This is a genomic window from Colwellia sp. PAMC 21821, assembly GCF_002077175.1.
Lineage (GTDB): Bacteria > Pseudomonadota > Gammaproteobacteria > Enterobacterales > Alteromonadaceae > Cognaticolwellia.
In genome coordinates this window covers 3,437,531-3,461,289 of record NZ_CP014943.1, presented here as the reverse complement: position 1 = coordinate 3,461,289, position 23,759 = coordinate 3,437,531, and the positions used below count along the sequence as shown (strand labels likewise).

The following is a 23,759-nucleotide window of genomic DNA, read 5'->3' as shown; positions in this document are numbered from 1 at the left end:
CGACTAAGGCCCCTTGAATTAGTGATTAGTCTATACGAGCTTCGGCTGTAAAGTGTAGAGTGTTATCATTTAGCTCGACATATATATGATCACCAGCAGAGAATTCATTAGCAAGTAACTTATGCGCTAATGGGTTTTCAATTTCTTGTTGAATAGAACGTTTTAATGGTCTAGCACCAAAAATTGGGTCAAACCCTGCCGCCGCAACAAAAGATAATGCCTCTTCTGATAATGTCATGGTTATTTCTCTTTCCTCTAATCGCTTAGTTAGCGCTGATATTTGAATACTCGCGATACTTTTAATCTGCTCAGCAAGTAATGGATGAAATACTACCGTTTCATCAACCCTATTTATAAATTCAGGTTTAAAGTGATTGCCTAGCTCTGCTATAACACGAGTTTTCATCTGCTGGTATTGGCTGTCATCACCATATTCTTGAATAATGTCTGAGCCAATATTTGAGGTCATTATAATAACAGTATTTTTAAAGTCTACCGTACGCCCTTGCCCGTCTGTTAAACGTCCGTCGTCTAATACTTGTAGTAAAATATTAAAAACATCAGGATGCGCTTTTTCAATTTCATCGAGTAAAATAACAGAATAAGGTTTACGTCTAACTGCCTCGGTTAAATAGCCACCTTCTTCATAACCAACGTAACCTGGAGGTGCACCAACTAAACGCGCGACGGAGTGTTTTTCCATAAACTCTGACATATCAACTCGTACTAGCGAATTTTCACTATCAAATAGAAAATGCGCCAAGGCTTTAGTCAATTCTGTTTTACCGACACCAGTAGGCCCAAGAAATAGGAATGATCCTATCGGTTGATCTGGATCGGCCAAACCCGCTCTTGAGCGACGAATAGCATTAGATACGGAGACCACAGCCTCTGATTGTCCAATAACACGTTTGTGAAGGTTATCTTCCATATGTAATAATTTATCACTCTCACCTTCGAGCATTTTTGCTACCGGAATGCCCGTGGCACGACTCAACACGTCTGCTATTTCAACATCAGTGACTTTGTTCCGTAGCAAGGTCATTTCTTGCATTTCTGCTTGGCTAGCCAAGTCTAGCTGCTTTTCAAGATCTGGAATGCGACTATATTGTAATTCGGCCATGGTATTTAAATCACCAACCCGCCGAGCCGCTTCGAGTTCAATACGTGCGTGTTCTAAATCAGTTTTAATGGCTTGTGTACCGTGCAATGCCGCTTTTTCAGTTTTCCATATTTCATCTAATTCGTCATAACTGGCTTGGCAAGTGGCGATATCATCTGAGATCAAATCCAAACGCTTTTTAGAAGCAGAATCTGAATCTTTCGACAAGGCTCGTTGTTCTAGCTTTAGTTGAATTAAACGACGCTCTAATCTATCTAAATTTTCTGGCTTAGAATCCATTTGCATTCGAATACTAGAAGCCGCTTCATCGATAAGATCAATGGCTTTATCTGGCAGTTGACGGTCACTAACATATCGATGTGATAATGTAGCCGCAGCAACAATAGCAGGATCGGTAATTTCTACATTATGATGGAGTTCATAACGTTCTTTAAGACCACGTAATATAGCAATGGTGTCTTCTACACTGGGTTCGTCTACCAATACCTTTTGAAAACGTCGCTCCAATGCGGCATCTTTTTCAATATATTGGCGATATTCATCTAAGGTTGTTGCACCAACACAATGTAAGTCACCACGAGCAAGTGCAGGCTTTAACATATTACCAGCATCCATAGCACCGTCGCTTTTACCCGCCCCAACCATAGTATGTAGTTCATCAATAAATAAGATCACCTGCCCTTCAAGTTGGCTTAACTCGCTAAGTACGGCTTTAAGACGTTCTTCAAACTCTCCACGATATTTAGCACCGGCAACCAGTGCGCCCATATCAAGTGATAAAACTCGTTTATTTCGAATACCTTCTGGTACTTCATGATCTACAATGCGTTGGGCTAGCCCTTCAACAATGGCTGTTTTACCTACGCCTGGCTGACCAATCAATACTGGGTTATTTTTAGTACGGCGTTGGAGTACCTGAATGGTTCGCCTAATTTCATCGTCGCGACCAATAACGGGGTCTAGTTTACCTTGCTCTGCTCGTTCGGTTAAATCAACCGTATATTTATCGAGTGCTTGGCGAACTTCTTCAGCATTGGCATCATCAACATTTTTTCCACCACGAATATGGACTATTGCGTCTTGCACACGTTGTTCGCTGGCCCCTAAGGCCTTTAAAATTTGGCCTAGTTTGCCTTTATCTTGTAACGCCGCCAGAATAAATATTTCTGAGGATATAAATTTATCGCCATGCTTTTGGGCAAACTTATCACAAAGGTTTAAAATATTACCCATTGCAGACGACAGTTGTACTTCACCGCCCGTGCCAGAAACTTGCGCTAACTCTGCGATAGCAGCTTCAACTTGCGTTCTTAACGTTCTTACATTAATACCGGCACTTTTTAACAATGGAATAATGCTACTAGCGTTTTGGTTTAACAACGCGAGCATTAAATGTATAGGTTCTATGAATTGATGATCTTTACCTAATGCAATGGATTGTGCATCAGATATTGCTACTTGAAAAGTCTGGGTAAATCGTTCTAAACGCATTAACGTTCTCCTAATGCCATATTACTGGGCTTACAGTATAGTTACCTATGAGATAAGGACAGTAAGGAGCATTTTCAAGCAAAAAACAACGAAAGTTTGATATAGGTCAATTGATAGGCGTTAAAAAATAAAGAGGATAAACGATTAATTTAAACAGATCACACTCGCCATGCGTCCCGTTTTTCCATCTCTTCGATAAGAGTAATATTTATCACTTTGCTCAAAAGTACATTCCGCAAGTTTAGCCACACTTTTCACTCCCAATGCGAAAAGTTGTAATTCGGCAATTAACGGTAAATTAGCAAGATACTTTAACGGTTTTATATCATCACTTAATTGCGTTATAGGTTGAAAAGCAGCGATGAATTTTGGCGATATTTTACAGAATTCCTGTTTTACATCTTCGCCAACTTCAAAAGCCTTAACACCAATACAAGGTCCCAGCCAGACAATAATTTCCTCTGGTGGGCTTAGCATGGTTGAGATTGTTTGCTCAATAATATTTGCAGCTAGTGGTCGCCAACCAGCATGAATTGCAGCAATTTCGCTACCTTTTTTATTTGATAATAAAATAGGTAAACAATCGGCTGTCATTATCGCTAAAGCAATATGTCTATTACGTGTTATGGCTGCATCAGCAACAATAGGCGTATTATTATGCTTTTCAAGCACGGCGACATTATTACCATGAACTTGATCTAGCCATTGAATTTTTGTCTTGCTAGGTAGGTATTTATGTAGTGACTTTCGATTTTGAGCAACCGCAGTAGCACAATCACCAACATGATCGCCTAAATTAAAAGCATTAAACTCTGATGGCTTATTTTTTGTATGAGTAATATTTGTTTGGGACGATTCAACATTGCTAGATGTTGATGGGTTATTAGCGGGTAAACGGGTAGTAGTAATGGCCAACACATTGGCTGTTGGCCATTTAATAAAAACTACATTATCAGGTGACTTAGTAATCACTATCGATGAGATGAATTTTTGTATCTTTACGTAACATGTCAGCTAACGCCACCATATCGTCTGGAACATCAGCATGCCAGGTCATTTGCTCACCTGTTATAGGGTGAAATAATGATAACATTGCCGCATGTAAAGCTTGGCGTTTAAATTGACGTAATAACTCGCGTAACTCTTCTGATGCATTTTTTGGCGGACGCGGGCGGCCGCCGTAAACTGGATCACCCACGAGTGGATGAGTAATATGCGCCATATGAACACGAATTTGGTGAGTTCGACCCGTTTCTAATCGTAAACGTAAACGAGTATGTAGCCTGAACTTTTCCATTACACGATAATGCGTTATCGAAGGGCGACCTGAAAAAGTAACCGCCATATGAGTACGTTTTGTCGCGTGACGGCCAATAGGCTCATCCACCAAACCACCTGCGGTCATAATACCACTGGCAATAGCTTCGTATTCACGGGTAATTTCACGCGCCTGTAATGATTCTACTAAATTTGTCTGAGCAGCAATCGTTTTTGCCACCACCATCAACCCAGTAGTATCTTTATCTAAACGATGAACAATACCGGCACGAGGCACAACATCTAGCTGTGGACAATGATGTAGTAAAGCATTAAGAACCGTGCCATCAGGGTTACCGGCACCTGGGTGCACAACAAAACCTGCTGGTTTATTAATGACTAATATATCATCATCTTCATAAACTATATTTAAAGGTAAATCTTGCGCCTGAAAGCGAACTTCCGATTCAACCTCAGTGTCGATGGCAATAAGCTCACCACCGAACATTTTTTCGCGGGGTACATCGACAACGACGCCGTCAACCGTTACATGGCCGGCTAAAATCCACTCTTTTAAACGTGAACGTGAATAATCAGGGAACATTTCCGCCAAAGTCTGGTCGAAACGTTTGCCTAAGCATGATTCGGGAACCGTGTCCCGGTGTTGAATTATCTCAGCCATTAAACTCTCTATTAATTAGCACTGTGCAAGGCAGGATTGCTAGGTTAGAATGCCAGTGCTTATTTTACCTCTTTGCTAAAGCAATTACATTAAGTAATTATGGTGAGGAAGATATTTATTTTAACTAAAACAAAGTAGTGATATTGAAGTCTATGGAAAAAGTGACAATAAAAATAATGTGCCTTGCACTAGTCTTAGCATTAACAGGCTGTTCAGGAACAAGCGAAAAAGATATTCAAAAGGTACCTGACAAGTCAGCCCAAGCATTATTCTCTGATGCTAGAGCATCACTTGATAATGGATTATATCAAAAGGCGATCCAAATATTATCGGCGATAGATTCTCGATTTCCTTATGGGCCAATCTCTCATCAAGTACAATTAGATTTAATTTATGCATATTACAAAAGTGGTAACGCAGCCCAAGGGTTAGCGCTTACCGATAGATTTTTAAGACTCAACCCTTCACATACAAATATAGACTATGTCTACTACATGCGAGCGTTGATCAATGTTGCGACTCAAGAAAATTTATTTCAGAACTTAGCAGGTATTGACCGTTCAGACCGTGATCCAACGGCGGCACGTGACGCTTTTAAAGATTTAAAAATAGTATTAGAGAAGTATCCTAACAGTAAATACGCAGCCGATGCTCGCCAACGTATGCTTGCCATAAAGTCACGGTTAGCAAAATATGAGTTATCTGTTGCACGTTATTACTTGAAGCGTGAAGCTTATGTTTCTGCTGCTAATAGAGGAAAATATATTGTTGAATATTTTTCGCCTAGTCCAGAAACAGAAGAAGCATTAGAAATTATGATTGTCTGTTACGAAAAATTAGGTTTAACGGATCTGCAGATTAATGCTAAACAAGTATTAGCAGCCAATTATCCTAATAATCCGTCAGTGGCTCAGTAAACGATTTCAGTACTAAATTAGCTATTCAGTATAAACACGTTATTAAAGCATTTATTATAAATACCAGCATCTGCTGGTATTTTTTTTCCTGAAGCATATTTAAATTTAAATCGCTTCTTCGTCTTCTTCGCCGGTACGAATACGTATTACGCGTTCAACATCCGTTATAAAAATTTTGCCATCGCCAATTTTCCCGGTTTGTGCTGTTTCTAGGATCGTGTTTACACAACGTTCAACATTTTCTTTTTTAACAACAATTTCCAGTTTTACTTTCGGCAAAAAATCAACCATGTATTCTGCACCACGATAAAGCTCTGTGTGCCCTTTTTGGCGCCCAAAACCTTTCACTTCAGATACTGTCATACCCGTTACGCCAATTTCGCCTAGCGCTTCACGTACATCATCCATTTTAAATGGTTTAATTATTGCTTCTATTTTTTTCATCTTTCCAGCCTATAAGTTGATTTACGCTACAGCATTATGTTGATAATTATCATTATCTACATAATATCTAGTGATTGTACAGCTATAGTGCAAAAGTTCTAATCGAAGATATACTTTGCTACACTGCCCTATCTGCTGCTGTTAATCAGCTTGAATATAGAAAATAACCTATCACCAAAAGGAAATAGCATGAACGCCCAGGCAATAATCAAAGAGATGAAAGTATTACCTGAAATTGATGCTGCGTTTGAAATTAAGCGTCGAATAGATTTCATCAAAAGTAAACTAATAGAGTCAGGCCTGAAATCACTTGTTTTAGGTATCAGTGGTGGTGTTGACTCTTCTACTTGTGGACGCTTAGCTCAACTCGCTGTTGATGAATTAAATAGCGAAAGCCCTCAAGCTTATCAGTTTATCGCCGTAAGACTCCCATTTGGCATACAAGCAGATGAAGATGACGCGCAACTCGCACTTGAATTTATAAAGCCTACACATAGTTTAACCACTAATATCGCCGCCGGTACTGAGGGTATTCATAATGAAACCATCAGTGCTCTGCAAAATGCTGACCTGTTAACCGCATCTGCCGCGCAAATTGATTTCTCTAAAGGTAATGTTAAAGCACGCTCTCGTATGATCATGCAATACCATATTGCTGGCATATTAGGAGGATTAGTACTAGGTACGGATCATTCTGCCGAAAACATTACAGGTTTTTTTACTAAATGGGGTGACGGAGCCTGTGATCTAGCGCCTCTGTTTGGTTTATCAAAACGCCAAGTAAAGCAGATCGCCAATGCTCTGGATGCGCCAGCTCAATTAGTTGATAAAGCACCCACGGCTGATTTAGAAGAATTAGCTCCAAGTAAAAAAGATGAAGACGCATTAGGCCTTAGTTACGACCAATTAGATGATTTTTTGGAAGGTAAGAACAAGGATAAATTAGTTGAAGAAAAAATCATTGCTATCTATATGAAAACTCAACATAAGCGCTCTGCAATTCCAACAATATACGAAAATCAGCTAATTTAATTTGGAAAAATTCGACAATTTTGACTATACCTAGCACTGAAAAGTTTATTCAACTAAAGGATTGGTTGTTATGTCAAAGTGTAATGGATTTACAATTATCGAAACAATGGTTGCGCTAGCAATTCTGCTGAGTTTAATTTCCATTGGTGTTCCAAGCCTCAATAATTTCATTGTTTACACCCGCGTAGACAATGAAATTTCAACGCTCCATCGCCTTATTTTAATTACTCGAAATAGTGCCTTAACCCATAATACTAGCGTCACACTCTGCCCATTAAGTCAGCAAGGTAAGTGTAAAAACTTATGGCACCAAGAACTGAGTGTGTTTACCGATATTAATAATAATAAAATATACGAGCCTGAATTGAATGAACAACTTGTTGCTAATAAGGCGGCAATAAAAGTTGGAGATAAACTTCAATATGGTAAAACACGCATTGGTTTAACATACGCATCAACTGGTCATTTGTTAGGTTGGGGGCAAAATGCTACTTTTAGTTACTGTCCTGAGTACCATAATGATAAAAACCGCGGCATTGTAGTCAGGAACTCAGGTAGAGCGTATGTAAGTGCGGCCAATAAAAATAACGGAAAAAATGTTAGGAGAACAGGCGCTAAAATAAAATGCTTTTAACTAGCGTGTGCTCAAGTTGTTTAATGTTACGAATACAATGATTATTATTCTGCTCTTTAGCTGAATTTTGTTTAATAGTTCTATAAAGCTTTACCAGTCTAAAAACGTGCAAAAGTTATTACCTAACGAACAATAAGCTATACAGTAACTTTCTTGAATATGATTCCACTGTATAAATTGACGTAAAATAAGCATTAGTTTCTCATTAATAATATTTAATTAACAACGATCACCTTTATAAAATTTGCTAGCTGAGCTTAAGCAACAATGTTATAAATAGAGCATCAATCTTAACTGTAGCTGTAGTTATGTCTAAGTTATACATTAAAAAAATTCAAAATAAAAAGCGAGTTAAAGGCTTTACCATTACCGAGTTACTCATTGGGATTGCGATTGTTGGTATATTAACAGCAATAGCAGGACCTAGTTTAGGTCAGTTTATAGTGCAATCAAGAGTCGATAATGAAGTCAGTGAGCTCCACAGATTAATTTTATCGGCAAGAAATAGTGCAATAAATAGTGGAAGAAATGTCACACTTTGCCCATTAAACGGTACAACTTGCAGCGCCAATTGGCAAAATGAGCTGAGTGTCTTTATCAATAGTGACAATACCTTAGCTAACAATAATACCTTTGCCAGTGCAAACGAAGAGTTAATTAAAGTTAAAGGAAGTATTAGTACCGGTGATACGTTGCAGTTCAGCCAAAACCTTATTATTTTTGCACCTACTGGCCGCTTAGTTGCTGGTGGTAATGGCAATTTTAGTTATTGCCCTAAAGATAATAATGACTTATCGCGAGGTGTTGAAATATCTCTATCAGGGCGAGTATACGCGACTTCTGACACAGATAATGACGGCAAAGATGAAAATAGAAATGGTACTGAGGTTTCTTGTAATTGATAAAAATATGCCCAGTAAACTACTGGGCATAATCAACATAAATTTACATTAACTAAAAATGAACAGTATTATTAGCGAGGCTGCTTATCAAAAAACTCATTAGCTTTACTTGAGATAAACTTTGCATCCATCAACACGCATTCAAAGGCACGTTTTACTTGCAGCTTTTCTCTAGAGAAATGTGTCGGAATTTTTCTATTTGGCAAGGTATCAACAAGCTTATTTATTTTACTTTCCTTAATTGAAGCAAAGTAGATCATTTCTTCGCCATTAACCAATTCCACATGGCATTTAGCATCAACATTGTAATTTTTAGCTGCTTTAGTAGCTGCGGTTGTGCTAAAGCTAGTGTTAAATAATACAATTAAACTAATAAAAAATATTTTGTTTTTCATGTTACTTCTCCCAACAGGCATTTGCCGGTAATTTTTTTCCTGTTTCACTAACAGACAACGTCTGGCAATTACTGTCATTTGTACTTTGCGTACCCAGAGCAGTTGCTGTTAATACGTAACCACCGTTCGCGAGTGCCGCATCGATACTGTAGTAAGTGTTTTCAGTAACAAATGGGTCACTACCCAGCCCTAACGCTGTCATATCAGCTGTATATGCTCTTGTATCCACATATAACTGCTCTTGCATATTCGCAATTCTTAATAACTCTCGTTGCGCCTCCGTACGGTTTGAGCGCGTAACAAAGTCAGTATACGAAGGAAACGCTATAGATGCTAAAATCGCAACTATAGCAACAGCTATTAACAGCTCTATCAGTGTAAAACCATTAATTACTTTGACTTTTGACATTATTGCTCCTCTTTAATGTACAAATAGGTTCTCATCGTTTGTAGGGTAAAAGGGGTATTTACAACCTTTCTTCCAACAATAATATTACCAACCGTTTCCCCATTATCATCAGGTACAACAATTAACGTTGGTGCACCTAAAAATTGCTCGCTAATTTGTATACTCCTAACAGCATCATCAGGTGGACCATCACCAGTCCCATCACCAGTTCCGTCGTCAATATTATTCTTCCAATTATAAATGGCTGTACCTAACGCAAGGTCGACTGCATATAATAATCCTGTCCCGTTGGGTTGTTCACAGTTAATAATATTTGGATCTAGATTAGGTGGAATGAATGTCGTAAAAAATGCGACCCCATTAATAACAATGGCTTCTGATGTACTTTTCTCTCCTGTGCCTCCAAAGTCTATATACCAACCTGACTTTTTACTAACCTCAATTGCTAATGTATTTCGCGCTGCAGTGGTTAAGGTTTTACCAAAAGGATTATCGGTATAGTCATACAAATTACTTTTCAACAGAGCCAATGGAGCTTTAGGTTCTGCGGCACTATAAAAAGACTGAGTCTTAATGTGCTCATCTTTAATCATGAAGAATGTGTCACTAGTATCTGTACCTATTGGGTTTGATCTATCACCACTACCTATAAGTACAGCGTCATAAGGTTTTTCTTGATGACTAACGATACGCGATGTTTTGTTATCTACATCCGTTACGTTTGTTTCAATTGTTTCACTGATATAAGTACGAGCGATGGAAGGCTCATTAAAAAAACGTAAATCAGTACTATTTGTTGTACCACCTAACTCTGCTAACTTAAATACAGTCCATGGATCCTCAGTGTCTGCAGGATCTGCACTTGGCATATCTACTCGCCAGACATTACCCCCAGTATCGCCAGTGTATAATCTGTCTGTTAAGCCATCACCATCACTATCAAGAATAGCTATACTAGATGGAATACTGTCAGAACCGCTATAAGTTGTGCTAGCGTTTTGCGGTGCTAAACTCCACTTTAAAGTGGCACTTTCCGCGTCAATCATATAAATGGCACGGCCTTTAAAGTCATTTCCGCCAACCACCTTAGTGTCTTTTGCAATATCGTAACCGCCACCAAAAAATAATACCGGTGCTGCAACAGCACTGTCACCTGAGCCTGTAATATTTGCCTTAGAATAACCAAGTTTTGGTTGAGACCAAGATTGGCCTAATTCTCCAAACCCTGTTGATGAGGCATCGATATGCCATAATTTAGTTGGTGCGCTAGGGTCACTAATATCTAGTGCATAATATGAAGATCCACCGCGTCGTAAGCCAAAAAATATCCAAACTTTATCGGTGCCCTTAGTTATTATCCCATCCCCATTATAATCTTTAACGTATGACGTTATATTACCGTCGATACCATAAACTTTCTCTGCCGTTGACAGATTTTCTCTTAATGGTTTAATATTTTTGAAAAATTCTTTAGGCATAAATGCCCAATTTTCATCTACGGAATCACCTGTATCTTCAAACATATGAAGCGCGCCAGCATTAGTACCGATAACAATTCGGATACTATCACCATAATTCACCACTAACGGTTTAGAGTGCAATGGGTCAGCAAAAATATCGGGTCGTATAATAGGAGTAGACTCATCATCTAATTTAACGTTATCGACGTTATCTCCTTTTGCCCAATTCAAGTAAGTGCCAACACTGTCCTCACTGACATCCATTATTCTTGCAAGCTCAGTGATACCACCAAATGATGTTTCAGCCTGAGCCTGTGTCAATGGAGTCAATGCCCCATTTGCGCCTATATCACTATAAATTACTCGGTTAGCTTTGTTTCGTAACATCTCAGCTACGCCACCTTCTTCGACATCATCGCCATCCATCGCGTTATTTGCCGACCAAAAACTAGTTACATCTTTAGAAAAGTGCCCGCTATCTGTATTAAGGGCAGACTTACCATGCTTGCCAATTTGATTGCCACTGACCACTTTGTACTTTTTAAGGTTACCTTGCCAACGCGGGCCGTTATCAGGCTGAAACATAGCATAATAAACCGAATTTAAGGTTTCTGTTCTATCGAAGTTATTAGCTGCAACAGATGCTGCCGTTAAACTATCATTACTCGGTGTTAAATCTTCCAAAGCGCCAATCAAGGCTGCAGTTAATTGAGCACTATCGGTAGCACGAAAATATTTGCCGCCACCAAGTTTTGCCGTTTCCTTTAATAATGGTGCAGCATTATCAGCACCAGCACTGAAACCAATGGTGTAAATGTCTGCTGTTTGCTTACCCTCTAACTGAGTATTAAGATCTCTATTACTCATCCATTGCGCTAAACCCGCAAGATAATTACCTTCATATTTGCTACCCGAGAAGTTATGCGTAGTGCCATCTTCAACAGTAGACAAAGCTTCAATTTTACTGTCTGCATGATTATCTTGAGTTGGTGCACCGTCGGTGATTAAAATAACATAGACTTTACTGTTACAACTTGAGAAAGGTGAAACGTATTTACCTGATGACTCTACAGAAGGAGACTGATCTCTAGGTGGCTTATTTGCTGTGTATGCAAGATTTCCGCTAGTATAATAAAGCGTTTGATCATCATCGCCATAGAACACATTAGCTCCAGAAAAATACCGAGATGCCTCATAAAGTGATTCACACAGAGGGGTGTTACCCTGTGCATTAACTTCATTATTAACGATATTTAATAACTTAGTTTCATTTTCGTCGGTCATTTCCTTAATACCAGCAACAATGCGTCCACCGTTACCAAAGCTTACAAAATCGGCATAATTATAATTAAAAACTTGTAAACCAAAATCTATTGAAGGTGCAGATTTTATGACATTATTGATACTTTCTTTTGCCATATCCATTCGGACACGCTTTTCTTCGGTTGTATCTCCGTGATACCAACGTAAATAATTATCAGTGTAAAGCGTAATTAATTGGCCGCTCCATACAACGTTAGAACTACTGACATCATCAGTAAAATAATTAGGCTCACTCTCACTACCTAAATAATTGGCGGGATAACCCGGATCAAATCCACTGGCATTATTAGCGTTACTATTTAAAACGTCATCTTCACAATCTAATACGCTAGTGTTTAAACCATTTTCACTTGGTAAATCTTTCCATTGGCCGACATTATCGATGAATTGATAATGTCTAATGTGAGCCGAGTAGTAGCCATTTGTCGCTAATGCATCTTTAGCACTATCACAACCATTGACTGAGGCTAAAAAACGTCGCTTTTCTGAAGAGGTATCCGGCAAAGGTATATCACCAGCTTTGTTGTAGTATATATACTCACTTGAGAACTTTGATGTATCGGGAACTGCTGAATATTCTTCGCTAGCATCATACCTAGCTTTAACCGTTTCCTCCCGGTTCATACTACCCGAATCATCTAGAATAATAAGCACTTGCGTTTTAGCCGCGGCAACTTTGACAGCTTTATTTACATATAGCTCAATATCGTCAGCAAGAGACACTGTTGATACTGTTAGTAATAGGCTTGTGGCCAGAATATTTTTCATTTTAACTCCAGTTTTTATCTAAATCACCAAAAAATTATCGTAAAAGCTGCTGAGCAACGCCTGTATTTACTTCAACTTCATTGGTGTTTTTTCGTCCGTATTTCCGGACCACTTGTACGCGTAGTACATTACAAGTAAAAACTTGGGCTGATGAAGCAGATCTGGAGTGGGGGCAATCTGGCTCTAGCTCAAGGTCATTGTTGGCAATATTAATATTTGCCGTAGTGTCAACATCGGTATTGGTTATATTTAAAGTGTCTGTAACATTTCTAAAACCTTCATCTTGAAAACGCACCAAAGCTGAGGCAAACCTATTATTTCCAGCATCAGCATTAACTTGCCTAAAAATAACCTCATCGCTAGCACTTATTGCTTCTTGAGTAGCAACAACTTTTTCTTCACTAGCACCGGACATTTTCATATCAGATGTAGAGTTTTGCATCAAAGCGGCCGCAACAGCGGTTAAAGCAATGAGAAATACCAATGCTACAATTAATACAACACCTTTTTGTCGACTAAAAGAACGTCTGTTGGTCTTCAAATAGTGCAAGTTAATTGTTTTGGTTACCATGAGTCGACTCCAGCGTTATATAAAGTTATCGTAGAGTTAAATAATAATCGACGATAATTGTCATTAAACGTAACAGGCAAATTACCTAAATTATAAGTGTTCGTATTAGTATATTTATTATCTGGCAGAATGCTACGCGCTAGCACATAAATACGTACGGCTAAAATTCTAGTATTACTGCCATTATCCCATTGCGTTAACGTCATATTATCTGCAGGAACAAAGGAATTAACAATCCCATAACCGGCAGTACCCGGTCCGTCAGTGTCTATTCCATACATAAAGCGGATCATTTCAATGCCGTCAATAATAGGATCAAAAGTCATATTGGTTGTCAGCCGTCCTTGCATCAAAACAGGTACGGTATTATCACCCTGAGCTTCTTCTCTAACATAGTAAATATGATGTTGATATTCCCAAACCTGACTATTAGCAACCGTTGGGATAACTGTACCCGTAAATATTTCTGCTTCACTTAAATTTGAAACAATATAGTAGTTATTACTCGTGCTCGCCGTTAAAGGATCAGAAATCGCACGTTTTAATTGAATAATATCAGAGGTAGTTTTTGCGTTATCAATACACCCCATAATAGAACTATTAGTAACCGTTTGTCCCCAAAGCGTTCTAAAATGCCCAATAGCGTTAGGAAAAGTGCCATTATTTAAACCTGCTCCAATGCATTCATTTCCAGGTGCTCCTGGTACTGCATTTAACATTGAACGGTCTAATGTGCCAGAGTAATCACCCCAAAAATTTTGTCTTAATAAATCATCACTAAGTACACTTAAGGCAAAACGGCCATTTTCTTGTAGCTCACCGTAAGTAGCTGTTTCTTGGGTTGTAGTTTTCATACCTACAAAAACACTCAAGATGCCAGCAAAGAGTGCTAAGCCTATCGCTAAGGAAATAAAGATTTCTATTAAAGTATAGCCACGTTGATTTTTCATATTAATTTATAAATGCCTTAACAATAACTTGTCGCCTTTTAGTGCTTGCAGTACCGCAACTGTCTTTATTTCCATCGGCTATATCTGTGCGCCCTTCCCAGCTTACCACTACTGTTACCGCATTCAATGCCTGACTTATACAACCCCTGACCCCCGTTAAGCCAGCTCTATTGTTGCCGTTGTTAACAACATCAGCGCCCATTAGAGAAACTTCCCATTCATATTGATCATTTGTGAGCATTTCTGCCGGGGTACATAGACCTGCAAGTGTATTACATCGTTTATCTGGTGCAGAATTAAGTGTTTCACCGTAATTTGTAGCAGCATACCCAGCTAATGCTGTAGCATTATTACTGCGCATGCGTTCAACAATGTCTTGCGCTAGTGCCGAAGCAACAGAGCGTTGCATGGCATCGAAGCTGCCTTTTTTAGCTGACGCTTGCATCGCCACTGCACCTAATATGCCTGTAACTAAAATAAAAACAGCGACTAACACTTCAATAAATGTCATGCCCTTGCTTAGCGAAGGCTTTGATTTTGAGGAACGGGAAAATGAATTATTCAATATTTAATCTCCCTTTAAATAAGAATATGTAAATTAAAGATGTTCTTACTATAGCTGAAAAATTAAATAGATTAAAATAGGTATATTTAGACGATAAAATACAATGGCAGCAATATAAGAAAAAGCTACTTATCAAAAATCTATATGTGTTAAAAATCACATTGGTGAACTGCATTAACCCATACCTTAAATTATTATGACGAGTAATTTCCCTTATTTTCAGCCTTTATTACTCGAAAAATGTTAATTTGCAGCTATAAATAATTTTCTTAGACACAGAAAGTTAATACAGGCTATAACCGCAAATAATGCTTATTAAGACTAGCGCAATTCTATCGGCACCGCAAATACAGTATTTTCTGCTCTACCCGGATATTCAATAACCTCTTGACCACCAAAGGATTTAAGCGCTTCTATAACTTGCTGAACCAATATGGCAGGTGCTGATGCTCCAGCAGTTACGCCAACTTTATCGACGTTATTTAACCAAGAAACATCTATATCATCAGCAGTATCAATTAAATAGGATGTGGTACCAATTTTCTCTGCTAACTCTCTTAAACGATTAGAATTAGAGCTGTTTTTAGCGCCAACAACCAGCAATAAATCTACTTGCTCTGCAATAGCACGTACTGCGTCTTGACGATTTTGTGTTGCATAACAAATATCGTCTTTACGCGGTCCTTGAATTAAAGGAAATTTCTTTCTTAAAGCATCAATAACATCACTAGTATCATCTACCGATAACGTAGTTTGACTACAATAATACAGTTTTTCTGAATTTTTAATTTCAAGTGTCTCAACATCTTCAGTAGATTCAACTAAATAGATACCACCTTGCGTACTTTCATATTGCCCCATAGTACCTTCGACCTCGGGATGACCCGCATGTCCAATCAAAATACATTCGATATCTTTTCGGCTAGTACGTGAAACTTCCATATGCACTTTGGTAACCAACGGGCAAGTAGCGTCAAACACTTTTAAACCACGGTTTTTCGCTTCATTACGAACGGCTTTCGACACACCATGAGCACTGAAAATTACCGTACTGTCATCAGGCACTTCATTAAGCTCATCAACAAACACGGCACCACGGTCTTTTAATCCGTTAACTACAAACTTGTTATGGACCACTTCATGGCGAACATAAATAGGTGCTTCGAATAAATCAAGTGCTCTATCGACAATGCTGATAGCTCGGTCAACGCCGGCACAAAAACCTCGAGGGTTAGCTAAAATAATTTCCATAGTATTCTCATTATTGCTTAACTTACTAAACGGGTTAACTTATGTAATCTAGATAACTTCAACAACGTCAATTACAAACGTGACTTCTTGACCAGCTAAAGGATGATTAAAGTCGATAGTTACTGAGCTACCAGAAACATCTTTAATCATACCAGGTAACTCACCACCCGGTTGAGTAAAGGTAATAATGTTACCTACTACAGCAGGAGCCTCATCACTGAATTTACTAATATCCATATAGTGAATATTTTCCGGCAGTGGTTCACCGAAGGCATCGACAGCAGCTAAAACAAACTCTTTGCTTTCACCGGCTGACATACCGAGAAGTTGCGCTTCAAATGCTGGGGAAATGCTGGTATCTCCCATGATAATTTTCGCTGGTTTTTTATTAACTTTGGTACTATCTGCAGCAGAGCCATCAGCCAGTTTCATGGTGATATGGGCGATAATTTCTGAAGAAGCTGTTACTAAATTTGTCATGAAATATCTCTTTAAGAATTAATGTCTTGTGTATTTTTACTCGACTCACCATTTTTAAATGAATCAAAAATCATCAATGCGGCCCCAATGAATATCATCGAGTCAGCAATGTTAAAGGCAGGAAAATGATAACCAAAGCCATAAAAGTCTAAAAAGTCGATAACATAGCCAAACAGCACACGATCAATCAAGTTGCCTACAGCACCACTTAGCATTAAAGCGAATGCTACTGATAGCAACGCTTGTTGTTTAGGTGTTTTTGCCAGCCAAACAATGAAAACAATACTCGCAATAGCGGCAATCGCCGTAAAAAACCAACGTTGCCAACCACCTTGGTCAGCAAGAAAGCTAAAGGCAGCCCCCAAGTTATGGACATAAGTTAAGTTGAAAAAAGGCAGGATATCAATAGATTGATACAAATCCATATTACTGACGATTAACTGCTTAGTTACTTGATCCGCCACTAAAAAAATAACGGTTAACCACCACCAACGCAAACCTGTTTGGGTAAATAAATTTTTCATAACACAAAAACTTCACTTTTATTATTCGCGTTCAAGACGCAATACTTTAAGGTTTTAATAACTAGAAAACGTGCAGACTCTTTTAAAGCGCTGCACGTTTTAGTTTAATAGCATTAATAATTGTTGAACTTAAGCGAATTGACGCACTTCACCATCACCATCTACGTTGCTAATACAACGGCCACAAAGTTCTGGATGCTCTTCGCTTTGGCCAATGTCTTCAGTGACATGCCAACAACGATCACATTTAGCGCCTTCGGCTGGCGCAACAGTTAACCATAAACCATTAACTTCAGTGGCTAATGCTTCTGCTGGCGCACTTTCAACAACGTTAACAACCGCTTTAGAAGTGATTAAGACAAAGCGTAGTTCTTCACCTAATTGCTGTAATTTTTCTGCAAGTTCAGCTGTCGTATATAATGTAACCGCTGCTTCAAGTGCTTTACCTACTTGCTTTTCTTTACGGGCATTTTCTAACGCTTTATTCACTTCGGTACGCACTAATAAAAGCTCGTTCCAATAATCATTATTTAAAGCACTGGTCGTAGACGTTTTTGGTAAACCGTCAAACCAAACACCAGTGAACACGAACTCTTCACGAGTATCACCTGATGCTGTAGGAAGCGCTTGCCAAATCTCTTGTGCAGTAAAAGACAAAATTGGTGCCATCCAACGTGTCATGGCTTCAGCAATTAAATACATCGCCGTTTGGCATGAGCGTCGAGCAACACTGTCTTCTTTCGCTGTGTATTGACGGTCTTTAATAATGTCTAAATAAAAGCCACCAAGCTCTGTCGTACAGAAGTTCATTAGCTTGTGTACAACCACGTGAAATTCATATTCGTCATAAGCCGCAATAATGTCTGCTTGTAACTGTGCTGCTTTATCAACCGCCCAACGATCAAGCGCCACCATATCATCAAAGGCAATTGAATCTGTTTTTGGATCAAAGCCGTTTAAGTTTGATAATAAAAAGCGTGAGGTATTGCGAATACGACGATAGGCATCAGCTTGGCGTTTAAATATTTCATCACCGGCAGTGATTTCTTGCGTGTAATTTACCGATGCGGTCCATAAACGTAAAATATCTGCGCCTAGGGTATTCGTAATTTCTTTAGGCGTAATAACATTGCCTAAAGATTTAGACATTTTATGACCTTTAGCATCAACCACAAAGCCATGCGTTAGCACTTGTTTGTATGGCGCTTTTCCATTCATTGCTACAGAAGAGATCATTGAAGACATAAACCAACCACGATGCTGATCCGAACCTTCAAGATACAAGTCAGCAATACCGTCAAATTCTTCACGGGCGTTAATCACAGAATAATGCGTCGTACCTGAGTCAAACCAAACATCAAGCGTATCAGGCACTTTCACGTATTCTTGTGCGTCAGCACCAATAAGCTCTGATGCTTCTAAATCAAACCATGCTTGAATGCCTTTTTCTTCAACACGCTTAGCAACAGTTTCAATTAATTCAATACTGCAAGGATGCAAGGCACCGGTATCTTTATGAATGAACAATGCCATTGGCACGCCCCACGTACGTTGACGTGAAATACACCAATCAGGACGACCTTCAACCATAGATTCAATTCGACGTTGACCCCAGTCAGGGATCCACTGAGTTTTTTCAATTTCGCTTAATGAGTCTTTACGTAAACCTTTATTATCCATACTGATAAACCACTGCGGTGTAGCACGGAAAATCAACGGAGTTTTATGACGCCAGCAATGTGGGTAAGAATGCTCTAGTGCATGATGATGCACTAATGTGCCATGTTCTTTTAAAGTTTCAACTACATTAGCATTAGCTTTAAAAACATGCTGACCAGCAAACAATGGCGTATCGTCTAAATAAACACCATTAGCACCAACAGGATTTGCTACTTCTAGGTTATATAATTTACCAACAACGAAATCTTCAACACCATGACCTGGTGCAGTATGAACACAACCCGTACCAGAATCGGTAGTAACATGATCACCTAAAATAACCGGCACGGTAAAATCATAAAATGGGTGTTTTAATTGCACAAGGTCTAAATCACACCCTTTACAAAAACCTAACGCGTGGTATTTGCTGATACCAAAGCGATCCATACACGAAGTCACTAGATCAGAGGCTAAGATAAAGCGCTCTTTTCCTTGCTCTGTTTCCGCCTGTACTAGGGTATATTCTACTTCCGCATTAACTGAAACTGCGCGGTTAGCAGGTAGTGTCCAAGGTGTGGTAGTCCAGATCACAACGGATACTGAACCTTCTCCGGCATGATCTTCCGGGTGATTAAATTTATCAGCAATACTTTGGTCAACAGCAGTAAACTTTACATCAATCGCCGGAGATTGCTTATCTTGATACTCTACTTCAGCTTCTGCTAAAGAAGAACCACAATCTGTACACCAATGCACAGGTTTGAAACCTTGGTGTAAATGGCCATTTTCAGCAATTTTCCCCAATGAACGAATAATGTTAGCTTCAGTATCAAAATCCATCGTGCGGTAAGGATTATCCCAGTCAGCAAAAACACCTAAACGTTTGAAATCTTCACGTTGAGCATTAACTTGCTTAGCTGCATATTCACGACACTTTTCACGAAAAACACTAGCAGAAACTTTATGACCGGGTTTTCCGACCTTTTTCTCAACCATTAATTCAATCGGTAAACCGTGGCAATCCCAACCCGGCACGTATGGCGCATTGAAATCTGATAAAGTTTTTGATTTAACAATAATGTCTTTCAAAATTTTATTAACAGAGTGACCTAAATGAATATCACCATTTGCATACGGAGGGCCGTCATGCAAAATGAATGACTTTTTGCCTTTTTTAGCGGCACGAATTTGACCGTATAAGTCTTTCTCAGCCCATCCTTTTAGCATATTAGGTTCACGATTTGCCATGTTACCTTTCATCGCAAAAGACGTTGCGGGCAAATTTAGGGTTTGCTTGTAATCACTCATTAAAATAAATATCCGTTGTCATAGTCTCACTAAAGCGTTGCTCAGTGTGATGTTATATTTTTTGCTTAATTTATCGCTAGTTTAACGTTAATTAATAGCTGCAATGTCGTTAAGTTATCGCTAAATGCTGCACAAAAGTGCGGGCTTGTTCTGTATCAATACCAATTTGTTCAATAAGTGCAGATAGCGAGCTGAACTTCTGTTCGCTACGTAGTTTTTTCAACATAACTACTTCAATAACGGCACCATACAAATTGTCATCAAAATTAAATATATGTACTTCTAATTGCTGCCTAATACCGGCAACTGTTGGTCTTGAGCCTATATTGGCAACACCGTAGTGCTCACCATATTGGCTATTTACCTGCACCACGTATACCCCTGAGACAGGTGAAACACGGCGTTTTAATCTTATATTTGCGGTCGGAAAACCCATTTCACGGCCACGCTTGTCACCGTGAAAAACTTTTCCAATGATAGAGTATGGACGCCCTAACATAGTTTTCGCCGCGTCTAAATCATCGTTTTCTAATAGTTGTCTAATCGCCGTGCTACTCACTCGACAACCGGCTAATTTATGGCTGGCTGTATCGGAGACGGAAAAATTAAACTTTTTCCCTGCGGCTTTAAGCATGGAAAAATTGCCTTGGCGATTTTTACCAAAATGAAAATCATCACCTACAATCAAGTGTTTTATTGATAAGCGTTTAACTAATAATTCTTCAATAAACGTCTCGGCGGTTAGACTAGCAAATTTCCTATTAAAATTGATACAAATTAATCTATCAATACCTAAATTTTTTAATAAGGCATATTTATCGCGCAACCGACACAACCTTGCCGGTGCTGTTTCAGGCGAAAACAACTCTTGTGGCTGGGGTTCGAATACCAATACAGCGGCTTCACAGTTCAGCATTTTTGCTTTTTCAACTAACGCAGTAATAACTTGCTGATGGCCTAAATGCACACCGTCAAAATTCCCGATAGTTAACACGCAACCTTGACGATTGTTATCAACGTTAATGCGCATGTTATGAATGCCACGTGTTAATTGCATGAAATTAAAAACCTTACTGCTAGTAATGTTTTCTACTAGCTAAATTATTAAAGAATAAAAACCGATGAATTATATATTAGTCAGCAATAAGAATCAGCCCTTAGCGATAGATATTTTAAGATTAATCTCACCTTAATTAAGCCTATTTTGTGCTACTTTAATATCTGAAACTCGAATACCTAATAAAAGTAAGCAAATTAAATAACTTGATATGCCACCAAAAATGCAAATAACAAGTTGCTGTACTTGCTCTGCAAAGCTAAAAGCAAGCCAGACATCAAACTCAGGAGATACCTGGTAAACAATTAACGCCATTACCCCTGCAGAGAATACAAGACGTGCAATAAACCACCACGTTTTACCTGAAAGCTGAAAAACATTAGCAGATTTTAAACCATGATAAAGCATCATCGCATTAAGCGTTGCTGATAAAGTTGTCGCTATGGCTAAACCAACATAACCAAAAAACGGGGCCAGCATCAAATTAAACACCATATTGGCAACCATTGCCTTAATGGCAATTTTCACCGGTGTTTTAGTATCTTGGCGCGCATAAAATCCCGGCGCTAATACTTTAATAAACATAAAACTGAGCAAACCCGAAAGATAAGCAAACAATGCATATGAGACTTGTAATACCTCAAACTGAGTAAACTCACCTCGCATAAATAACACCATAATAATTGGCTGCGCTAGCACCATTAAACCTGCTAAAGCCGGCCAACCAAATAACGAAACAATTCTTAATCCCCAATCAATCGTGTCACTAAACTCCCGGGTGTCTTTTTTGGTATGTAATTTCGCTAAACTCGGTAATATTACTGTCGCAATTCCAATACCAAACAAGCCCAGTGGGAACTCCAACAATCGGTCAGCGTAATATAACCAGCTTATAGAGCCCGTGATTAACATACTGGCAATAATAGTATCAAGTAATAAGTTAATTTGTGTTACCGACACACCAAAAAGTGCAGGGAGGATCAGTTTGCGAATTTTAGTGACGCCAGCAGAATGCCATGACCAGGTCGGCTTAACTAAAGCCCCGCGCGATATAAAAATGGCAATTGAAAAGCAAATTGTATAAAACCACCTAAAAACACCCCCCAAGCAAGTGCAAAAGCCGGGTTATCCATCACAGGCGCTAAGTAAATGGCGCAAGCAATAATCCCAACATTTAACAATACAGGCGTAAATGCGGAAACGGCAAAGCGACCATAAGTATTTAATATTGCGCCTGATAGTGCAGTAAAACTGACGAACCACAAATAGGGAAAGGTAATTTTTAATAATGTGCTCGCAAGATCAAACTTTTCGCTAGCGGGCCCATCATTTAACCAATCTAAAAACCAACCAAAACCAAATAAAGCGACAATCAATGGCGACGCGATCATGCCAAATAAGGTAACTAAGGTAATAATTACCCCCAGCGTGCCTGATACTTGCGCAATTAATTTACGGGTTTCATTAGTGGTATGTTCTTCATCAAGCGTGTGATATTCACTTAATACCGGAACAAAAGCTTGGGCAAATGCGCCTTCCGCAAAAAGTCGGCGTAAAAAGTTAGGAATTTTATTCGCAAAAAAGAAAACATCAGCTGACGCCCCTGCACCCATAATATTAGCAATGACAACATCTCGCACTAAGCCAAGGACACGAGAAATTAATGTCATAGCACTGACAATAAGTCCCGACTTAATTAATTTTTTACTCAAACAGACAGCCTCAATAATTTTATTATTTTAAATTTTTTCTTGGACATATTTTTGACTTATAAATGTCAATTTCATTAGTTGATTGAAATTTTGCTCAATGAAAAAACTGTGAATTTTCACTTAATAGTTCATTTTTGCCTATTATGAAGCTTTTATAAATTGATAGACAATACTTTAATACCTTAACAATCTAGTTTTGTTAAAAATATGATAACCCACTATCTAAGGCCTAAATGTGCTGTTTTTGAAAAAAAAACAATATAAATAGCAAATATATCAAAAATTATTCAAATCAAAGTACAACAACACTTCCAACTTTTGACTAAAAACTTTAGAATGCGCCATTGGTTTTATTTATACAAACGGGTAATAATCCGAACGGTCAAATTAAAGCAGTAAATTATTTGACAAACCAGTTAAAAACAGGCATATTTCGTCGCCTTAAATTTAGGCAATATTTATTCAATTTTAGGAGTTCACCTTGGCTAACTCAAAGTCTGCTAAGAAGCGCGCATTACAATCTGAAAAGCGCCGTCAACACAATGCAAGCCGTCGCTCAATGATGCGTACTTTACTTAAAAAAGTAATTTCTGCTATCGAAGCCGGTGACAAAGAAAAAGCATCTACAGAATTTGCTGCTGCTGCACCGATTTTAGATCGTTATGCAAGCAAAGGTCTTATTCATAAAAATAAAGCCGCTCGTAGCAAGAGCCGTTTAAACGCTGCTATAAAAGCGCTTTAATTTTTTGTAAAGAATTAAAAAACCGGCTTCTGCCGGTTTTTTTATGCCTGAAAAACCTTAAAATGAAGGTTTTATTATTCTTTGAGCTTGCGCTTATCACTCA

Annotated in this window: 20 protein-coding genes and 1 pseudogene; 5 read left to right on the top strand and 16 right to left on the bottom strand. The window is 38.6% G+C overall.

Annotated features, from left to right (window positions below):
- Positions 1-25: 25 nt before the first annotated feature.
- The 3 genes from clpB to rluD form a co-directional block, all read right to left on the bottom strand.
- A complete protein-coding gene (clpB, locus tag A3Q33_RS14700; protein ID WP_081180594.1) occupies positions 26-2,614 on the bottom strand; it encodes an ATP-dependent chaperone ClpB in 2,589 nt (862 codons plus the stop codon).
- A 144-nt stretch (positions 2,615-2,758) separates the two neighbouring features.
- Positions 2,759-3,586, bottom strand: coding sequence for a peptidoglycan editing factor PgeF (pgeF, locus tag A3Q33_RS14695; protein ID WP_196797968.1), 828 nt, complete (start codon positions 3,584-3,586; stop codon positions 2,759-2,761).
- Positions 3,576-4,553, bottom strand: a complete 978-nt coding sequence (gene rluD / locus A3Q33_RS14690; RefSeq protein ID WP_081180592.1) for a 23S rRNA pseudouridine(1911/1915/1917) synthase RluD — start codon at positions 4,551-4,553, stop codon at positions 3,576-3,578. The genes pgeF and rluD overlap by 11 nt, the downstream gene beginning before the upstream one ends.
- 152 nt (positions 4,554-4,705) lie before the next feature.
- On the opposite strand from rluD, the gene A3Q33_RS14685 reads away from it, so the two are divergent.
- Complete coding sequence (locus tag A3Q33_RS14685; protein WP_081180591.1) at positions 4,706-5,470, top strand: outer membrane protein assembly factor BamD; 765 nt, start codon at positions 4,706-4,708, stop codon at positions 5,468-5,470.
- 105 nt (positions 5,471-5,575) lie between these two features.
- On the opposite strand, the gene glnB is transcribed toward A3Q33_RS14685, so the two are convergent.
- Positions 5,576-5,914 (bottom strand): nitrogen regulatory protein P-II, encoded by a 339-nt coding sequence (gene glnB, locus A3Q33_RS14680; RefSeq protein ID WP_077287161.1) that lies wholly within the window; start codon positions 5,912-5,914, stop codon positions 5,576-5,578.
- Positions 5,915-6,103: 189 nt separating this feature from the next.
- Between glnB and nadE the strand changes: the two genes are divergently transcribed.
- The 3 genes from nadE to A3Q33_RS14665 all read left to right on the top strand — a co-directional run bounded on the left by nadE (position 6,104) and on the right by A3Q33_RS14665 (position 8,482).
- Entirely contained in the window at positions 6,104-6,946 is an 843-nt protein-coding gene (gene nadE / locus A3Q33_RS14675) for an NAD(+) synthase (protein ID WP_081180590.1), read from the top strand.
- A gap of 70 nt (positions 6,947-7,016) precedes the next feature.
- Entirely contained in the window at positions 7,017-7,580 is a 564-nt protein-coding gene (locus tag A3Q33_RS14670; protein ID WP_081180589.1) for a GspH/FimT family pseudopilin, read from the top strand.
- A gap of 308 nt (positions 7,581-7,888) precedes the next feature.
- Positions 7,889-8,482, top strand: a complete 594-nt coding sequence (locus A3Q33_RS14665) for a GspH/FimT family pseudopilin (RefSeq protein ID WP_081180588.1) — start codon at positions 7,889-7,891, stop codon at positions 8,480-8,482.
- Positions 8,483-8,553: 71 nt separating this feature from the next.
- Here A3Q33_RS14665 and A3Q33_RS14660 read toward each other — a convergent pair whose 3' ends face one another.
- The 12 genes and pseudogenes from A3Q33_RS14660 to murJ form a co-directional block, all read right to left on the bottom strand.
- On the bottom strand, positions 8,554-8,877 hold the full coding sequence (locus A3Q33_RS14660) for a TapY2 family type IVa secretion system protein (RefSeq protein WP_081180587.1): 324 nt from the start codon (positions 8,875-8,877) through the stop codon (positions 8,554-8,556).
- Between the two features lies 1 nt (position 8,878).
- On the bottom strand, positions 8,879-9,286 hold the full coding sequence (locus A3Q33_RS14655; protein ID WP_081180586.1) for a type IV pilin protein: 408 nt from the start codon (positions 9,284-9,286) through the stop codon (positions 8,879-8,881).
- Entirely contained in the window at positions 9,286-12,837 is a 3,552-nt protein-coding gene (locus tag A3Q33_RS14650; RefSeq protein ID WP_081180585.1) for a pilus assembly protein, read from the bottom strand. The genes A3Q33_RS14655 and A3Q33_RS14650 overlap by 1 nt, the downstream gene beginning before the upstream one ends.
- Positions 12,838-12,871: 34 nt before the next feature.
- Positions 12,872-13,408, bottom strand: a complete 537-nt coding sequence (locus A3Q33_RS14645; protein WP_081180584.1) for a pilus assembly PilX family protein — start codon at positions 13,406-13,408, stop codon at positions 12,872-12,874.
- Positions 13,402-14,358, bottom strand: a complete 957-nt coding sequence (locus A3Q33_RS14640) for a PilW family protein (RefSeq protein ID WP_081180583.1) — start codon at positions 14,356-14,358, stop codon at positions 13,402-13,404. Before A3Q33_RS14640 ends, A3Q33_RS14645 begins: the two co-directional genes overlap by 7 nt.
- Before the next feature lies 1 nt (position 14,359).
- Entirely contained in the window at positions 14,360-14,869 is a 510-nt protein-coding gene (pilV, locus tag A3Q33_RS14635) for a type IV pilus modification protein PilV (RefSeq protein WP_081180582.1), read from the bottom strand.
- A 375-nt stretch (positions 14,870-15,244) separates the two neighbouring features.
- Positions 15,245-16,174 (bottom strand): 4-hydroxy-3-methylbut-2-enyl diphosphate reductase, encoded by a 930-nt coding sequence (ispH, locus tag A3Q33_RS14630; protein WP_081180581.1) that lies wholly within the window; start codon positions 16,172-16,174, stop codon positions 15,245-15,247.
- 48 nt (positions 16,175-16,222) lie between these two features.
- Positions 16,223-16,654 (bottom strand): FKBP-type peptidyl-prolyl cis-trans isomerase, encoded by a 432-nt coding sequence (gene fkpB / locus A3Q33_RS14625; protein WP_081152571.1) that lies wholly within the window; start codon positions 16,652-16,654, stop codon positions 16,223-16,225.
- 11 nt (positions 16,655-16,665) lie between these two features.
- Complete coding sequence (gene lspA / locus A3Q33_RS14620; RefSeq protein WP_081180580.1) at positions 16,666-17,178, bottom strand: signal peptidase II; 513 nt, start codon at positions 17,176-17,178, stop codon at positions 16,666-16,668.
- A 129-nt stretch (positions 17,179-17,307) separates the two neighbouring features.
- Complete coding sequence (gene ileS, locus A3Q33_RS14615) at positions 17,308-20,145, bottom strand: isoleucine--tRNA ligase (RefSeq protein ID WP_081180579.1); 2,838 nt, start codon at positions 20,143-20,145, stop codon at positions 17,308-17,310.
- A gap of 109 nt (positions 20,146-20,254) precedes the next feature.
- Positions 20,255-21,202, bottom strand: a complete 948-nt coding sequence (gene ribF, locus A3Q33_RS14610; protein WP_081180578.1) for a bifunctional riboflavin kinase/FAD synthetase — start codon at positions 21,200-21,202, stop codon at positions 20,255-20,257.
- 132 nt (positions 21,203-21,334) lie between these two features.
- A pseudogene (gene murJ, locus A3Q33_RS14605) lies at positions 21,335-22,815 on the bottom strand (murein biosynthesis integral membrane protein MurJ).
- A 580-nt stretch (positions 22,816-23,395) separates the two neighbouring features.
- Here murJ and rpsT point away from each other — a divergent pair.
- Positions 23,396-23,656: a 30S ribosomal protein S20 gene (gene rpsT / locus A3Q33_RS14600; RefSeq protein WP_077287120.1), complete on the top strand. Its 261-nt coding sequence runs from the start codon at positions 23,396-23,398 to the stop codon at positions 23,654-23,656.
- Positions 23,657-23,759: the final 103 nt, after the last annotated feature.

Excerpts from the sequence above, each read along its gene's own strand:
- clpB (WP_081180594.1), bottom strand. The coding sequence starts at position 2,614 with ATGCGTTTAGAACGATTTACCCAGACTTTTCAAGTAGCAATATCTGAT.
- rluD (WP_081180592.1), bottom strand. The coding sequence starts at position 4,553 with ATGGCTGAGATAATTCAACACCGGGACACGGTTCCCGAATCATGCTTA.
- A3Q33_RS14685 (WP_081180591.1), top strand. The coding sequence starts at position 4,706 with ATGGAAAAAGTGACAATAAAAATAATGTGCCTTGCACTAGTCTTAGCA.
- glnB (WP_077287161.1), bottom strand. The coding sequence starts at position 5,914 with ATGAAAAAAATAGAAGCAATAATTAAACCATTTAAAATGGATGATGTA.
- nadE (WP_081180590.1), top strand. The coding sequence starts at position 6,104 with ATGAACGCCCAGGCAATAATCAAAGAGATGAAAGTATTACCTGAAATT.
- A3Q33_RS14670 (WP_081180589.1), top strand. The coding sequence starts at position 7,017 with ATGTCAAAGTGTAATGGATTTACAATTATCGAAACAATGGTTGCGCTA.
- A3Q33_RS14665 (WP_081180588.1), top strand. The coding sequence starts at position 7,889 with ATGTCTAAGTTATACATTAAAAAAATTCAAAATAAAAAGCGAGTTAAA.
- A3Q33_RS14660 (WP_081180587.1), bottom strand. The coding sequence starts at position 8,877 with ATGAAAAACAAAATATTTTTTATTAGTTTAATTGTATTATTTAACACT.
- A3Q33_RS14655 (WP_081180586.1), bottom strand. The coding sequence starts at position 9,286 with ATGTCAAAAGTCAAAGTAATTAATGGTTTTACACTGATAGAGCTGTTA.
- A3Q33_RS14650 (WP_081180585.1), bottom strand. The coding sequence starts at position 12,837 with ATGAAAAATATTCTGGCCACAAGCCTATTACTAACAGTATCAACAGTG.
- A3Q33_RS14645 (WP_081180584.1), bottom strand. The coding sequence starts at position 13,408 with ATGGTAACCAAAACAATTAACTTGCACTATTTGAAGACCAACAGACGT.
- A3Q33_RS14640 (WP_081180583.1), bottom strand. The coding sequence starts at position 14,358 with ATGAAAAATCAACGTGGCTATACTTTAATAGAAATCTTTATTTCCTTA.
- pilV (WP_081180582.1), bottom strand. The coding sequence starts at position 14,869 with ATGACATTTATTGAAGTGTTAGTCGCTGTTTTTATTTTAGTTACAGGC.
- ispH (WP_081180581.1), bottom strand. The coding sequence starts at position 16,174 with ATGGAAATTATTTTAGCTAACCCTCGAGGTTTTTGTGCCGGCGTTGAC.
- fkpB (WP_081152571.1), bottom strand. The coding sequence starts at position 16,654 with ATGACAAATTTAGTAACAGCTTCTTCAGAAATTATCGCCCATATCACC.
- lspA (WP_081180580.1), bottom strand. The coding sequence starts at position 17,178 with ATGAAAAATTTATTTACCCAAACAGGTTTGCGTTGGTGGTGGTTAACC.
- ileS (WP_081180579.1), bottom strand. The coding sequence starts at position 20,145 with ATGAGTGATTACAAGCAAACCCTAAATTTGCCCGCAACGTCTTTTGCG.
- ribF (WP_081180578.1), bottom strand. The coding sequence starts at position 21,202 with ATGCAATTAACACGTGGCATTCATAACATGCGCATTAACGTTGATAAC.